The 14,547-nt window shown below is 55.7% G+C and carries 9 protein-coding genes; 2 read left to right on the forward strand and 7 right to left on the reverse strand.

Annotation, left to right across the window (positions count from 1 at the left end):
• Nucleotide 1: 1 nt before the first annotated feature.
• The 6 genes from H7B67_RS01865 to H7B67_RS01890 form a co-directional block, all read right to left on the reverse strand.
• Complete coding sequence (locus tag H7B67_RS01865) at nucleotides 2-1,516, reverse strand: response regulator (protein WP_185118096.1); 1,515 nt, start codon at nucleotides 1,514-1,516, stop codon at nucleotides 2-4.
• A gap of 163 nt (nucleotides 1,517-1,679) precedes the next feature.
• Nucleotides 1,680-3,263 (reverse strand): response regulator, encoded by a 1,584-nt coding sequence (locus H7B67_RS01870; protein WP_185118097.1) that lies wholly within the window; start codon nucleotides 3,261-3,263, stop codon nucleotides 1,680-1,682.
• Entirely contained in the window at nucleotides 3,238-5,007 is a 1,770-nt protein-coding gene (locus H7B67_RS01875; RefSeq protein WP_185118098.1) for a sensor histidine kinase, read from the reverse strand. The genes H7B67_RS01870 and H7B67_RS01875 overlap by 26 nt, the downstream gene beginning before the upstream one ends.
• Nucleotides 5,008-5,036: 29 nt before the next feature.
• Entirely contained in the window at nucleotides 5,037-5,906 is an 870-nt protein-coding gene (locus tag H7B67_RS01880; protein WP_185118099.1) for a carbohydrate ABC transporter permease, read from the reverse strand.
• Between the two features lie 18 nt (nucleotides 5,907-5,924).
• Nucleotides 5,925-6,836: an ABC transporter permease gene (locus tag H7B67_RS01885; protein WP_185118100.1), complete on the reverse strand. Its 912-nt coding sequence runs from the start codon at nucleotides 6,834-6,836 to the stop codon at nucleotides 5,925-5,927.
• Between the two features lie 86 nt (nucleotides 6,837-6,922).
• Nucleotides 6,923-8,593 (reverse strand): extracellular solute-binding protein, encoded by a 1,671-nt coding sequence (locus tag H7B67_RS01890; protein ID WP_185118101.1) that lies wholly within the window; start codon nucleotides 8,591-8,593, stop codon nucleotides 6,923-6,925.
• Between the two features lie 215 nt (nucleotides 8,594-8,808).
• Between H7B67_RS01890 and H7B67_RS01895 the strand changes: the two genes are divergently transcribed.
• Nucleotides 8,809-10,854: a beta-galactosidase gene (locus H7B67_RS01895; protein ID WP_185118102.1), complete on the forward strand. Its 2,046-nt coding sequence runs from the start codon at nucleotides 8,809-8,811 to the stop codon at nucleotides 10,852-10,854.
• Entirely contained in the window at nucleotides 10,854-12,281 is a 1,428-nt protein-coding gene (locus tag H7B67_RS01900; RefSeq protein ID WP_185118103.1) for an alpha-L-fucosidase, read from the forward strand. The genes H7B67_RS01895 and H7B67_RS01900 overlap by 1 nt, the downstream gene beginning before the upstream one ends.
• 131 nt (nucleotides 12,282-12,412) lie before the next feature.
• Here the strand turns inward: H7B67_RS01900 and H7B67_RS01905 are convergent, their stop codons facing one another.
• Nucleotides 12,413-14,380 carry a hypothetical protein gene (locus H7B67_RS01905; protein ID WP_185118104.1) on the reverse strand — a complete coding sequence of 656 codons (1,968 nt, stop codon included), beginning with the start codon at nucleotides 14,378-14,380 and terminating at the stop codon, nucleotides 12,413-12,415.
• Nucleotides 14,381-14,547: the final 167 nt, after the last annotated feature.

Consider the following 14,547-nt stretch of genomic DNA (forward strand, 5'->3'; position numbering starts at 1 on the left):
CTCATCGCTCCGCTTCCGCTCTCACATAGTCCTTGGGGTGCAGACCTGTCGCTTTCTTGAACACTTGACTGAAATATTGACTCGTCCGGTATCCCACCTGCTCGGACACCTCGTAAATTTTCAGTTCCTCCTTGAGGAGCAACTGCTTCGCGATCTCCATTCGGTACTCCGTCGTGTAATCCAGCAGCGATATGCCCGTCTCCTTCTTGAACGTCGTTCTCAAGTGAACGGCGCTGATCTGCAGGTGCTCCGCGACGGTCTCGAGCGATAGCTCGGGATCGGCATAGTTATCGCGAACATGATCCATCGCTTTCTGTACCCATCGGGAAAAAGACGAGCGCTGACGCTCTGCGTTCACTATCGCCTCCGCCGTGCGGTTCAGCGCCGCTACGATCTCGCGCGCATCGGAACCCAGACGCATATCGGGGCGTCGGGCACCCGCTCGGATCCATTTCTCGCCCGCGGCTGCGACCGTCGCCAACAGCGCGTCCGTCGCGGCGCGCTCCACGATTTCATCCAGCAGCCGCTTCCAGACCGTTAACGATTCAGGGCCGTCTTTTATTCCTGCTTGAATGCGTTCTTCCGAGCCCGATGGGGGCTTCGCATTCGATGCCAGCGCCTGCTCGAACAGAAAGACGGACCGCGCCGGGAGAAAATAGGAGTACGCGTACAGGTGCCGGATCATCTGCCAATGCCGGTGCGCATCGCGCTCCAGATTCGTCGCGATCATCATGCGAGGCGTGTGTCCGGTATGACGCTGCAAGCTTCGCTGAAGCGCAAGCGAGACCTGCCGAAGCGCATATTGCGCAATCAGCAGACTATTGGACACGGATAACCCAACGACGGCCGCATAGCCGCCCCCTTCCGTCTCCAGCAGCAAAATCTCCCTCGCCTCCTCCGTCTCGCGTATCGTCTCTTCTGCCAAAGTGTCCAATAGGGCCGTGTCTTCCAATCGATCGCATTCGCGGAGGCCGTCCAGCCTCATGCAAGAATTCAATTCAAAATAAAGCAATGAAGCGGCGAACGAAGGCTGCCCTGCGTTCTCGCGAGTCTGGGGCTCCTCCTTCGCATCCTGCTTGCTGTCGAACAACGTTCTCCACGCGCGACGACGCTGATGGCGCTCCTCCTCCTGCTCTGCCTCGATGCCTTCCCGCAGCTTCAACAATTGCGCGAGAAGCCGATTGCGGCTGATCTCATGCTTCAACAAGTAGTGCGCCGCCTTCAAATCGAGCGCCTGCCTGGCATAGTCGAAATCCCGATATGCCGTAAGGAAAATCAGGCGTGTATTCGGCCCGAGCTCGCGGATACGCTTGCCCAGCTCCAGTCCGTCCATCGGCGACATCGAGATGTCCGTTATGACGATATGCGGCCGCATCCGTTCGAACAGGCCGAGCGCCATTTTTCCATTCGTCGCACGCGCCACGACTTCAAACCCGTGTTCCTGCCATGACACAGCTTCATATACATTTTCGAGAGCCAGCGGCTCATCGTCGACAAGCATGACGCGAATGCTCAATTTTCCGCACCTTCGTTTCCATTTGGAAGTGATATTTGAGATATAGCCAACCCCCGCCACATTGTCAAGCGGCACGCCGCTTCGTATCGACTTTCCGCCGGCCGGTACAAAAAAACGCCCTAGCCATACCGCCGACTGAATCGCTGACGGCACGCTCAGGCGTTTACTCCCGGAACTCTTGCGGAGTGACCCCGAAATGGTCCTTGAACACCTTGATGAAATAGGTCGGATTTTTATAGCCAAGAAGACCGGCTACTTCATAAATTTTATATTTGCTTTCCTTCAGCAAAAAAACGGCTTTGTCCATTCGCAGCCGCAGCACGTATTCGGATATATTTTCCCCGGTCTCTTTTTTGAAAACTTTGGACACATGCGTCGGATGCATGTACACGTGATCGGCGATCGCCTGAAGCGACACGTCCTCCGACAAATGCGTCTGAAGAAAACGCTGAATCTGATTGACCAGCGAATGACGGGATTCGGACATCTCCGTATTCATCTCTTCCTGCAGCTTGTCGAGCATGCCGAAAGCCCAATACGCGAGTTCCCCGATTCCTTTAAAATCCGATGCTTGATTCAGACGATAGTCGGCCAGCAGCCTTCCGTTTTTGTGCACGAAATAGGAGAAAGCCGCCTTGAGCGCATAATCGATCTCGGACAGATGCTCGCCCGAACCGCTATATTGGGCTCTCCACTCCCTAAATATTTCTTCAAGCTTCTCTCTCGCAGCCGACCAGTTGCCCGCTTCCAGCAGGTGGGCGAACAATGGCGGCGTATACAAGGAAGCGACAATATGGGGAGCCGCTTTCTCATGGTCCTCGCTCAGCCGAACGACGACATCGCTGTCGGCGCCGATCTGCGACCGGATCGTGGCAACGCACCGCTGATACAATTCCTCCAGGCTGTCCGGAAAAACGCCTGCGGGGGACACCACGATGGATACGGTCAGACGCAGCAGCCGGCTGACGATCCGCCTCGCTTCGTCCGCGAGCCGCTCAAGCTCCTGCCGCTGCGGATGCTCCTTCTCCAGGTTATGATCGACGACGAACAGCAGATGACCGTAAAGATCCTCGCAGCTCCAGCTGCCGTAACCGTCCCCCAGTAATTCCTCCACAATATTGGTGACGGCAAAGGCCATCACCGGCACATCCGATATGCCGTATCGCTGCTCGCGGTCTTCCATCCGGATGAGCATCAACGAAGTCTCGTCGCCGACGCGAACCGGAATATCGTACAGCGCCAGCTCCTCTGCAAGCTTGCGATCATGCCACGGGCGGCCTTGAATCAGATTGTTCAGCAGATTGGCACGCAGGATAGGGCGATTGCGGTGAACCATCGCCTGCGACTGCACGAGCGTGCGCATCTGCTCCTGTTCGGCGAGCCATCCGTCGATCGCTTCCTTGACGTTGGCCAGCAGCTCCTCGTCCTTAACGGGCTTGAGCAAATAGTGAGATACCTTGTGCTTTAGCCCTTCCTGCGCATACTCGAACTCCGCATGGCCGGTCAGCAGCATGCACACCGTTCGCGGCCAACGGCGCTTGATCTCGCCGATCAGTTCGATGCCGCTCATGCCGGGCATGCGGACGTCGGTAATGACGAGATCCGCCGGCTCCTGCTCCATGATCCCCAGCGCCTGCTTGCCGGAATAAGCGGCGCTTAGACTCGTGATGCCGACCGTTGACCAGGGCAGGCTCTCGGTCATGCTCTCCACCAGATGTTCCTCATCGTCCACGATCAACAGCTTCACCGTCGTCCGCCTCCTCCCTCCAATACAGCTCTGCCCTCAGCCCGGATTCGGCGTTGATGGACAGCTTCAAGCCGGATTCGGCGCCATAACGAAGCCGAAGACGCCTATGCACATTGACGAGTCCGCAGCTCTCCGATCGTTCGTCGACCTGACCCGCGAGCAATCGGTTGAGGCGGCTTAGCGACTCGGGCGTCATCGCGCCGCCGTTGTCGTCTACGGACAGCGAACAGGCGCCGTCCGCCAGTCTCCCCGATATCGTAATCTTGCCGATGCCTTCCAGCGATTCGATCCCATGGATCAGCGCGTTCTCCACGATCGGCTGCAGAATAAGCCTGGGAACTTTAAGTTCAAGCATGTCCGCTTCGACATCGATCTCATAGCGGATGCGATTCATGCGCATCCGGTGAATGCTCAGGTAATCGGCCGCATTTTTAAGCTCGTCGCGGAGCTTGACCTGCTGGTTCTGCACCCGGGTCGAATACCGGTAATAATCGGACAGATGATAAGCCATTTCCAGCACGGCGTCTTTTCGATCCAGCTTGGTCATGCCGATGATATAGGACAAGCTGTTATACAAAAAGTGGGGATTGATTTGCGACTGCAGCTGTTTGAGCTCGGCCTCGCGCGTATGAAGCTTTTGCTCCAGCACGTTCTCGATGAGCCGCTGAATCTCGCCCGCCATCTCGTTGAACCGGGAGATGATGAGCCGGAATTCGTTTTTGACCTTCAGCGGAATTCGGGTCTTGTACTGTCCCATCTTGATCTTCTGCACGCCTTTGACAAGCTCGCGCAGCGGCACCTGGACGTTGCGGTACAGTACCCAGGCGACGGCGATGCCGACGACGAGCAACAACGCGTACACGAGATAGGAAAAACGGTTGGTCGTTCTAAGCGGCGTCAGGATATCGGATAAAGGAACGACGTTGACTACGTACCCCTGCAGCGAGGCCACCTCTGAATAGGTCAGCAAATAGGAGATGCCGCCCAAGGAGAGGGTCATGTCGCCCTGCGGCGGCAAGCGCTTCGCTCCGAGCGCGGCTGCAGCTTCTTCGCACAGCGCCTGCGGACAGTTGCTTGACGCGAGCGAAGCCGCCTCGGGCTTATAGAACAAGACATCGCCGCCTCCTTGATCTTCGAACCGATTGAGCATACGCACGATATTGTTCCGATCGAAGCTGATCTCGACGATCGAATTGGCCTTGGACATATCCGTTTCCGCTTCATAGGGCTCGACCGTGACCAACAGGAGCGGGGAGTCATTCACGTCCTCGTCCCCGGCGTCGGCCGCAGGAAAGTTCCAGCTCCCTTCCGAGAGCTTCCGCAGGCGCGAAGGATCGTACGTTTGGCCTCGCGCTGTCGAGATCGTCTGGCCCGTGCGCGGCGAATACACCGTGATCTCCTGCGTCCAGTCCGTTGAAGCGACCTGCAGGTACAGCTTGTCCTGGATAATTTTTTTGCGGCTGATTTGCTCATAGTAGCTGTAGTTGAGCAGAGACATGTCTTGAAATTCGATGACGTTCGGGTCTCGCAGCAAAATGCGGGAGAACGTCTCGAGCTGCATGAAAATATTGTCCATTTGAGCGGCGAGGGTCGACAGCTGCCCGATGCTCGATTGCTTGATCTGCGACGTAATGACCTTCTCGTTGATGCTGTGGGAATAGACGGACAAAATCAGGACAGGCAGCAATAACAAAATCAGAGAGCCGACCAGCTTGGAGAAGAGACTTCGTTCTTTATGACTCATTCGCTTCGGCTCCCGAGTTTTTGCCCATTTTATTCTTTAACGGCGCCCATCGTCAACCCGTGCACGAAAAATCGCTGCAAAAACGGGTAGACCAGCAGGATCGGGAGCGCTCCGATCAAAATTTGCGAAGAACGAACCGTTCTCTCGGATAAGATTTGCAATTGGGACGGATCGATATTCGTATTGCGCATGTCTCCGCTCTGAATGATCGTCTGAAGAAAAGTCGCCAGCGGATATTCCCGGTAGTCGGTCATGTAGATCAATCCGTCGAACCAGGAATTCCAGTGCCATACCATGGCGAACAGCGACAGCGTAGCCAGCGACGGAAGCGATAGCGGCAAGTAAATCTTGGTCAGAGAGCGCATATAGCCTGCGCCGTCGATGTAGGCCGCTTCTTCGAGCTCCTTGGGGATGGCCCTGAAAAACTGCATCATCAAAATCGTATTGTACACGTTGACGGCCGAAGGAAGAATGAGCGCCCAAAGCGTATTCGTCAATTCGAGCTTCGTCACGACCAGATAGGTCGGGATCAGGCCGCCGTTGAATAGCATCGTTAACACAAAAAACCAGGAATAGAACGCTCTGCCGGCAAATGCGCGGGACAGCACGAACGCAGCCGATACCGTCAGCGCCATGGAGAGCGCGGTGCCGGCTAACGTCCTTTCCGCGGACAGCAGCAGCGAGCGTAAAAACAGCGGATTGTCGAGCGTTCTCGCATACGCTTCCGCGGAGAAGCCGACCGGCCAGAAATACACTTGGTTGGCCGTTGCGGCAGAGCTGGAGCTGAAAGACACCGCGGCCACGTGAACCAACGGCAGGATGCAGAGTACCGCGATCAAAGCCAGCAGCATCGTATTGATGCTTGAAAACCAACGATAACCCATCGTATTGCGATACATGGAATAAGCCGCCTTTCCTTAAAAGATGCGATAATTGCCAAACCGGTAGGCCAGTCTGTATGCCGTCACGATCAGCACGAAACTGACTGCCGATTTGAACAAACCGACGGCTGTCGCAAAGCTGAATGAGCCGTTCATCAGTCCGACGCGGTATACGAACGTGTCGATAATGTCTCCTTCGCGGTATACGAGCGGATTGTACAGATTAAAGATTTGGTCGAAGCCCGCATTCAAAATATTGCCGAGCGACAGCGTGCCGACGACCAGAATAACGGGAACGATCGCAGGCAACGTGACATGCAGCGTCTGCTTGAGGCGCGTGGCGCCATCGATTTCGGCCGCTTCGTACAGCGACATGTTGATGCCGGTCAACGCGGCTAGATAGATGATCGTAGAAAAGCCGAACTCCTTCCACACGTCGCTGACAACGACCGTGAAGCGAAACCAGTTGCCGTCTCCGAGGAAGAACACCGGATCGAGCCCGATACCGGACAGAAGCTGATTGACGATCCCTTTATTGCCGAGAATGTCCGTCAGAATGCCGCCTAAAATGACCCACGATAGAAAATGGGGGAGATAGACGAGCGTTTGGACCGACCGTTTAAAAAATAGCGCGCGCACCTCGTTCAGCAGCAGCGCAAACAAAATCGGAACCACGGTATTGGCCGCAATCTTGAGCGATGCGATCAAAAACGTGTTCCAAATGACCTGGGTGCTGTCCGGATAGGTAAACATATAATGAAGATGCTTCATGCCGACCCAGGGCGATTGCCAGAAGCCAAGCCGCGCCTTGTAGTCCTTAAAAGCCATCAGCAACCCCGTCATCGGCGCGTAGTTGAATACAAGCAAACAAACGACCGACGGCAATATGAGCAGATGAAGCGGCAGCTGCCGCGTCAGCCTTAATCTGCTTTTTCTCCCTTCGTACATCCCGAATCGCCTCTTTCTTCATTTTGCCAATGGCGACAGGCCTTACGCGTCACACGAACCGTAAGGCCTGTCCCTGGAAAAGCCCGTTATTTTTTAACCGATTCGTACCACTCGTTCACTTCTTTGGTCATCTGTTCGCCGCCCGACGAATTCCACTTGCTCACGAAGCTGTCGAACGAATCCGGAGACTCCTGCCCGTAGATGATTTTCAGGAAGGTTTCGTTTTCCATTTTGCGCAGCAGTTCGCCCTTCTCGGCCATCGTCGGCGTCGGCGGACCTGTAAACTGATCGTACACGGCAGCCTTGTCCAGATAGGTTTCCAGCACGGCCGCAGCCTCCGCCCACTTCTTCGGCCTGGCGGCGAAGTATTTTTCGTAAGGCGTCTCGGGGGCTTCGCCTCGGCCGAGCTTGGCCATGACTTCCAGCTCCTTTTTCGGCGTCTGAATATCGTTGCCGTATATCGTATACTTCTTCACGTCGACGAAGCCGCCCGGAATTTTGTCCGAATCGTACACCGGCTGGCCGTCGACCATGACGTAGTCGTAGCCTTCCGCCCAGCCGTTGGCGAATTCCGAAGAAGGATCGTAGAAGCCGGGTCCCATGATCGCGTCGAGATACTTGAACAACGCGTCCATATGCTTGAAGTCCTTGTTGAAGTAAAAGCGCACGGAAGATTGCGGTTCGCTGCCGAAGCCCATCTGCCCATCGATGCCCGCCGGGATCGGCACCGCTTTATAGTCGAACTTCATATCCGCGTTGAATGGATAGGTGGCCATCCAGGTCGGCCCAAACACCATGCCCGACTTGCCCTGGACGAAGCTTTCCGCCGCCTTGGCCTCGTCCATCGCGCCCGCATCCTTGTCGAGATATCCTTTTTTCATCCATTCGCTCAGTTTGACCAGACCCTGCTTGACGCTCGGCTGAACCGAGCCGTACTGCAGCTTGCCGTCCGCGCCTTCCGTCCAGTACGTCGGCACGGCGGTATGTCCGAACAAGAAGTCGCTGGACACCATGAACGTATCCTTGACTGCGCTGACGCCCTTTTTCAACGACAGCGACAAGCCGATCGTGTCCTTCTTGCCGTTGCCGTCGGGATCCTGATTGACGAACGCGTCCATGACCTTGTCCATATCCTCGATCGTCTTGGGCGCCTGCAAGCCCAGCTTGTCCAGCCAGTCCTGACGGATCCACAGCACGCTGAACGAGCTGTTGGCATTAAACGTAGGAAGACCGTAATGCTTACCGTCATAGGAGACCGTATTCCAGATTTCGGGGTATTGGGCGTACAGCTCCTTAAGTCTCGGCGAAGCGTATTGATCGAACGCTTCCGTGATATCCATGACTTTGCCAGAATCGACGACCTGATTTTCCAGCGTCGGATCGCTTAGCGTGAATACGTCGGGCAGCTTGCCGTTCGAATTCAGCAGCAGGCGCAGCTTCGTCGTGTAGGCTTCGCCCGTGCCAACCGACCAGTCCACCTTGAAGTCGATACCGAACTTTTCTTTGGCCCATCGGGTATGCACATTATCCTCGATCGTCTCGCCGTTTTTGAATTTGTTGTCGGATCCGACCACGCGACCGAGCGAGATCGTGACGTCCTGCGGCGCGCTCTCGCCGCTCGCCCCCGATGCCTGCGGCGCTTCGCTTGCCGCCGAATCGGACGGCGTATTCGATTTGGCGCTGCAGCCTGCGGCCGACAGCATCGCGACTGCGATGGCAAGCGCGGCCCACGACTGTTTCTTGAATCTCTTTTTCATGCAACGGCCTCCCTTTAGATGATTCATGATGTAGTATATCGCCAACGCTCAAAGTGGATATATATCAAAAAAAAGAGATTTATAACACTTTGTTGGTCAATGTGAATCATCTTCATTTTTTTATATTCAGTTGTTATATATTATATTTCGCGCCGTTTGGATTGCGATTAATATTACTCACATACTTTATTATTCTTATATGGCGGTGATAAAAGTTGTTGTATGCAGGAACGAATTACCATCCGCACGACTGGCCTCGGGAACGGTGGAAGCGCGACATCGACCTGATGAAGCAGGCTTCTTTTAATGTGGTTCGGCTGGGGCATTTGTGTTGGGACAGCTTTGAGCCTTCCGAAGGGAATTATACCTTCGAATGGTTCGACGAGGTGATGGCGCTATTCTCGGCGGCAGGCATTCGGGTCGTACTCGACATCGCGACGAGGCCGGCGCCGACATGGCTGCATAAGAAATATCCGGAGATCGATCTTGCCGATACCAACGGGCTTCGGCTGGAAGCGCAAACCCGTTATATGGAAGACGTCGGGCATCCGGTCTTCCAGGAATACGCCTACAGATTCGCCGAAAAGCTCGTTTGCCGCTATCGCGAGCATCCGGCGCTTTACGCGTTCGGGCTGTGCAACGAATTCGGTTCGGGATCGCCTTCGTATTCCGCTTCGGCAAGAGATCGCTTTCAAACTTGGCTGTCGAACAAGTACGGCACGATCGACGCTCTCAATCGAGCTTGGGCGACGCAGCGCTGGTCCCGCAAGCTGAACAGCTTCCGCGATGTCGCGCTCCCGATCTCTGGCTCGGTCAAGGGGGCGCCGGAGCGGCTGCTGGACATGTGGCGATTTTATTCCGACGAGACATTGGCCTTTATGCATGGCCTGAGCCGTCTCGTCAAACGGCTCGCGCCGTCCGCCAGGGAGACGACGAATCACTGGTCGGAGAACCCCGGATACGGCTTCGACTATTTAAAGCAATACGACGAGATCGTCGACCTGCCCGGCATCGGCTTCTATCCGGGCACCAATCCCGAAGACAGGAGAGCGCTGACGGCGGCCTGCTTCTTCATGGATCATCGGACCGGCGAACTCGGAAGACCGATCTGGTGTCTTGAATTCCAGACCGGCGACTTCGGAGGGTACGGCTCGCCGCGCAAGGCCATGCGCATGTATGCTTATTTGTCGCTCCTTCACCGGGCGCAAGCGGTCTGCGCCTGGACTTGGCGCTCTATGCTCGGCGGAGAGGAGCAGTACTTGTTCGGTCTGGTCGACCACGACGGGGAGCCCGGCTGGAAGTACGATGAGTTCAAGCAGATTGCCAATGAATTCAACCTGCTGCAGGAGCGCGGCCTTCCTCGCAACGTCTCGCCCGACGTCGCCATCGCTTACTCCTTCGAGAGTCTCAAGGTTGCCGCCGGCAACAGGAGCTACTACAAGTCGGATTACACCGATCAGGTGCTTCAAGCCTACGAGACGCTCGAGCTTGCCAACCTGGATTGCAATATCGTGAACCTGCGCAAGCTGTGCCTGGACTACAAATTGCTCGTCGTTCCCGGACACGCCTTGATAGACGACGCATCTGCCGCGACGATTCGCGCGTTCGTCGAGCGCGGCGGTACGGTGGTCATGACGGCCTACTCCGCCAAAGTCAACGCCCACAATCAGGTGTTCGATACGACGCTGCCGGGCGCGCTCAGCGACGTATTCGGCATCCGCGTCGGTGCGTTCGTGCGGACGCGAAGCCATACGCCGAGCGAGAACGCAGGCGGGCTGGAGAAAACCGAGCTGCGTCTGGAACGCGAACGGCCGATCGTCGTCTTTGGGGAACGGCAGTACGAGCCTCCCATCGACTATTACGAGATCGTAGAAACGAAAACGGCCGAGACCGCGGCCAGCTTCGTCAACACGCTGGAGCGCTCGCCCGCGATCACGCGGAACCGCTACGGCAAGGGCGAGGCGATCTATGTCGCCGTCCCTGCCAGCACAGCCATCCTCAAACCGCTTCTGGAATCACTGTTCCCTGCGCTTGGCATCAAGCCGGGACCGGCTACTCCGCTTGGCGTCGCGGCGCGCACGCTGGACGACGGATCGACGCTTTATGTGAATACGACCGGCGAATCCCGTACCGTTGCGCTTGCGCGTCCGGGCAAGGGACTGCTGTCAGGCATGCGTTATGACGGCTCTATGACGCTCGCCGCCTACGAAGTCGAACTGGTATCGCCATCCTCATCCACACTTAAAGGAGTGCAATCCTAATGAACGAAACGATTCGGAAGGCGGCGTTCGTCACGCCTTCATCCCGGCAGCTGGCCTGGCAGCGGCTTGAGTTTTATTCCTTCATCCATTTTGGCATCAATACGTTCACCGACAAGGAATGGGGACTCGGCGACGAGGATCCCGCCTTGTTCAACCCGACGGCATTCAGCGCCAAGCAGTGGGTCGACGTCTGCAAGTCGGCAGGCATGCGGGGACTTATTCTGACCTGCAAGCACCATGACGGCTTCTGCCTGTGGCCCAGCGCTTATACCGAGCATTCCGTCAAAAATAGCCCTTGGCGCGAAGGCAAGGGCGACCTCGTCCGCGAGGTCGCGGAGGCTTGCCGCGAAGGCGGGATCCGGTTCGGCGTTTACCTGTCCCCCTGGGACAGGCACGACCCGCGGTACGGAACCGACGAATATAACGAATACTTCAAAAATCAACTGCGCGAGCTGCTGACGCAGTACGGAGACGTCTTTTGCGTCTGGTTCGACGGCGCTTGCGGCGAAGGTCCGAACGGTCTGAAGCAGGTTTACGACTGGGACGGCTATTACGAGGTCATTCGCGAGCTGCAGCCGGAGGCGGCAATCTCCGTGTGCGGACCCGACGTACGCTGGTGCGGCAATGAAGCGGGCCATACGCGGGAATCCGAATGGAGCGTCGTGCCGGCTCATCTTCAGGATATCGAGAAAATTCAGGAAAAATCGCAGCATGTCGACGACGGCGCCTTTTCCCGTCTCGTTCGTTCCCAGGACGACAATCTGGGCGGCAGGGATGCGATCCGGGACGCCGGGCAGCTCGTCTGGTATCCGGCCGAGGTCAATACCTCGATCCGTCCGGGCTGGTTCTATCACGAAGCGGAGGACGACCAGGTCAGGAACGTCGACAAGCTGCTGGACATCTATTACAAATCCGTCGGAGGCAACTCCACGTTCCTCTTGAATCTCCCGCCCGATCGGCGCGGCCTTATTCACGAGAACGACGCAGCGGCCATGGCGGCACTCGGACAGGTGCTGTCCGCCACCTTCAGCCGCAATCTCGCATCCGGCGCCGTAGCGAACGCTTCCGAAGAGGCGGACGACCTCCACCATGCCGGACGCATCCTCGACGGCAGCGTCGACTCGTTCTGGTGTCCGCGGGAAGGCACGGAGCAGGCTTCGATCGTCGTCGAGCTCCCGCAGGAGACGACGTTCGACACGATCGTGCTCCAGGAGCATATCCAGTCCGGCCAGCGCATCGAGATGTTCAGCATCGAATACGAGCAGGACGGTCGCTGGCAGCCGCTTTACCGCCATACGGTCGTAGGCTACAAACGCATTTGCCGGTTTCCGGAGATGACGGCCAAGCGGATCCGCCTGGCGATCGAAGCGTCCCGCTGGTGTCCAACCCTGGCCGCGTTCGAGGTGTACCTGAGCCCGAAAAGCTGATTAATCAAATAGGAGCGGCCCCGACAGTCATCTCATGACCGAGTGGCCGCTCCTCTATTTTTAGGCGATTACTTGCAAGCCCGGTGTACCAGAACGCCACCTCCTTTCCTAAGCGGAGGGCATTATGGCATTCATTTTCCCCAATAGTCACCGGCCAGTCCTTCAATAATGCATCCGCTCGCCCAAGGCATCAGGCAGAACCATGTACTGGCTAACGAACCGTCCCGGTACTTCTGAGTGAGCAACCCTTCCGAATGACAAAATCTCTCGGACATCCAGCCTTTCTTCCCATAATCGAATTCACGATCATATCGATTATAGGTCTGGCAGCCCCAGCCGATCGTATCTAACAAGCGATCGTGAACATACGGGTCGTCACCGTTCTCCAAGTAATAGAGCATTTCGTCTACGACATTACTGGACATGGGATGGATGTGCGGGTTCGCGATTGAAGTGACGCTCCCTCCGCAGCTAGACCAGCCGATCCGGCTGAGCGGCGGCACCTTCACAGGCGAATTGTAGCAGAACTTGAATGTAAATTCGTAGTTGAACGCATCCTTCAAATGCTGCAGATATAGAGGATCGCCTGTCAGCGCATGAATGTATCGCAGAGCTTTTATATAAGCGAGGATGCCCTCGGAGTCGGTTGCCTTATCTGTATCGAGAGGTGTTCCATAACATTCCATGCGTTTGACGAACGTCTCATAATAATGGTTTTCGCTCTTCTTCAAGCTGTCTAAATGCGCTCTGTCGTCAGTCAACCAGCAATAATAGGCCAACGCGGCCATGCACCACGTTCCTGCGAACGCATCGTACTCTATGCCAACTCCGGTCTTTTCGGAAATGACATAAGGATACTCATGATCCTCATTTTTCGTCCTTTCCAACTTCAGGAGCGCACGCTTGACGAAATCCAGCCAATCGTCATGGATACAATTCCTATACCGTTGCTCATAATCGAATGCCTTCAAGATATAATACAGAGCCTGCCCCGCCAGATAGGAGGAATGTCCCGAATTTCGCATCCCGTCAAACCACCAACCGTTGATGCACCATTTCCCATTCTGATAAGATTCGTAGGGCAGACCCGTGGCCGGATTCATAGAATTCTCGACGATGTTCGTGATACAATCGATCGCCTGTCCGCGCATGGACTCGTCTCCCAATCGCAGAGCGGCCATCAAGACAGGCGTCGCCACAGACAATCCATTGGTCCAACTGATCGATAAAAGCTTGTTATATCGGTAGCCCCCCGTGTCATCATCCTCGATGACAAACCCGGAATATTGCCGTTCCTCCGGGAGCCATGCATATTGATAAATGGCCGTCGCCAAATCGGTAACCGTTGTCCTTACATCGCTTGCTTGCCTGGGGCTCTGATGGTATTGATAATAAACCGCCTCGATTGCTGCATTGATGCCTAATTCCGAATCGGCATCATAGTCGAATAGGTCGAATGATAATTCCACCGACTCCCCCGGCGCCAATTCGAAGCAGTTGTTCGCGAGAGGCGCCCGCTCCTCGACCTGTTTTGATTTGATAAACAGGAGCGGCGCATTTTCGTAACCAAGCGTATAACCCACTCTTCCACTAGAGAGCGAGCAAGTATAACCGCCATACTGATAGAACTCTCCTTCGGCGCCTGGCTTCCACTGCCGCTTAACGCCATCCTTACGAATAAAATATGGACTCGCGCTAAGTCCGTATACTTTCCGGCTGTCATAGACGAGCGCGACGGGGTGGGAGAGCCGGTCGCTTCTCACCATCCACCAGGGCGAAGAAGGACGAGACGGATTACCCTCTCTCAGTCGGGGAAATTCGTTCGTAACATTTTGAGGAGCTTCCCCCCGGTTTCTCCCGTACATGAATGCCGGCAGGAAAAATCTCGGATTCCTTTTCGGAAAAGGCAATTCGACGTGAATGACGCCCGCCCAAGCATTTCTTCCCTCATTGCAGATCCTTACGCATGCTTGAACCGGATCGTTCGAACCGCCATCGCCGCCCGATAGTTCTACTAAGGCTCTCAATCCATGTTGTTCCAGACCGAGATATTCCGTCTGTTCTTGGGTTCTGCTTCTAGCCGAGAAAATGAGTTCCATGAAAGCCTCCAACCATCTTTCGATTACTACGAACGAGTTTCTTCATAGATTGCCAGCAAATCCGCAATCAGATAACCAACTCCCAAGCGCCTTGACCGACCCTTGAGAGTTGGATGTGCTGGTTATCTCAATCTTGCAGTTATCCATTTACGATAAAGGACAATTAA

Source organism: Cohnella thailandensis (genome assembly GCF_014212135.1).
In the GTDB taxonomy this organism is placed as follows: Bacteria; Bacillota; Bacilli; order Paenibacillales; family Paenibacillaceae; genus Cohnella; species Cohnella thailandensis.

Excerpts from the sequence above, each read along its gene's own strand:
- H7B67_RS01900 (WP_185118103.1), top strand. The coding sequence starts at position 10,854 with ATGAACGAAACGATTCGGAAGGCGGCGTTCGTCACGCCTTCATCCCGG.
- H7B67_RS01875 (WP_185118098.1), bottom strand. The coding sequence starts at position 5,007 with ATGAGTCATAAAGAACGAAGTCTCTTCTCCAAGCTGGTCGGCTCTCTG.
- H7B67_RS01880 (WP_185118099.1), bottom strand. The coding sequence starts at position 5,906 with ATGTATCGCAATACGATGGGTTATCGTTGGTTTTCAAGCATCAATACG.
- H7B67_RS01885 (WP_185118100.1), bottom strand. The coding sequence starts at position 6,836 with ATGTACGAAGGGAGAAAAAGCAGATTAAGGCTGACGCGGCAGCTGCCG.
- H7B67_RS01890 (WP_185118101.1), bottom strand. The coding sequence starts at position 8,593 with ATGAAAAAGAGATTCAAGAAACAGTCGTGGGCCGCGCTTGCCATCGCA.
- H7B67_RS01905 (WP_185118104.1), bottom strand. The coding sequence starts at position 14,380 with ATGGAACTCATTTTCTCGGCTAGAAGCAGAACCCAAGAACAGACGGAA.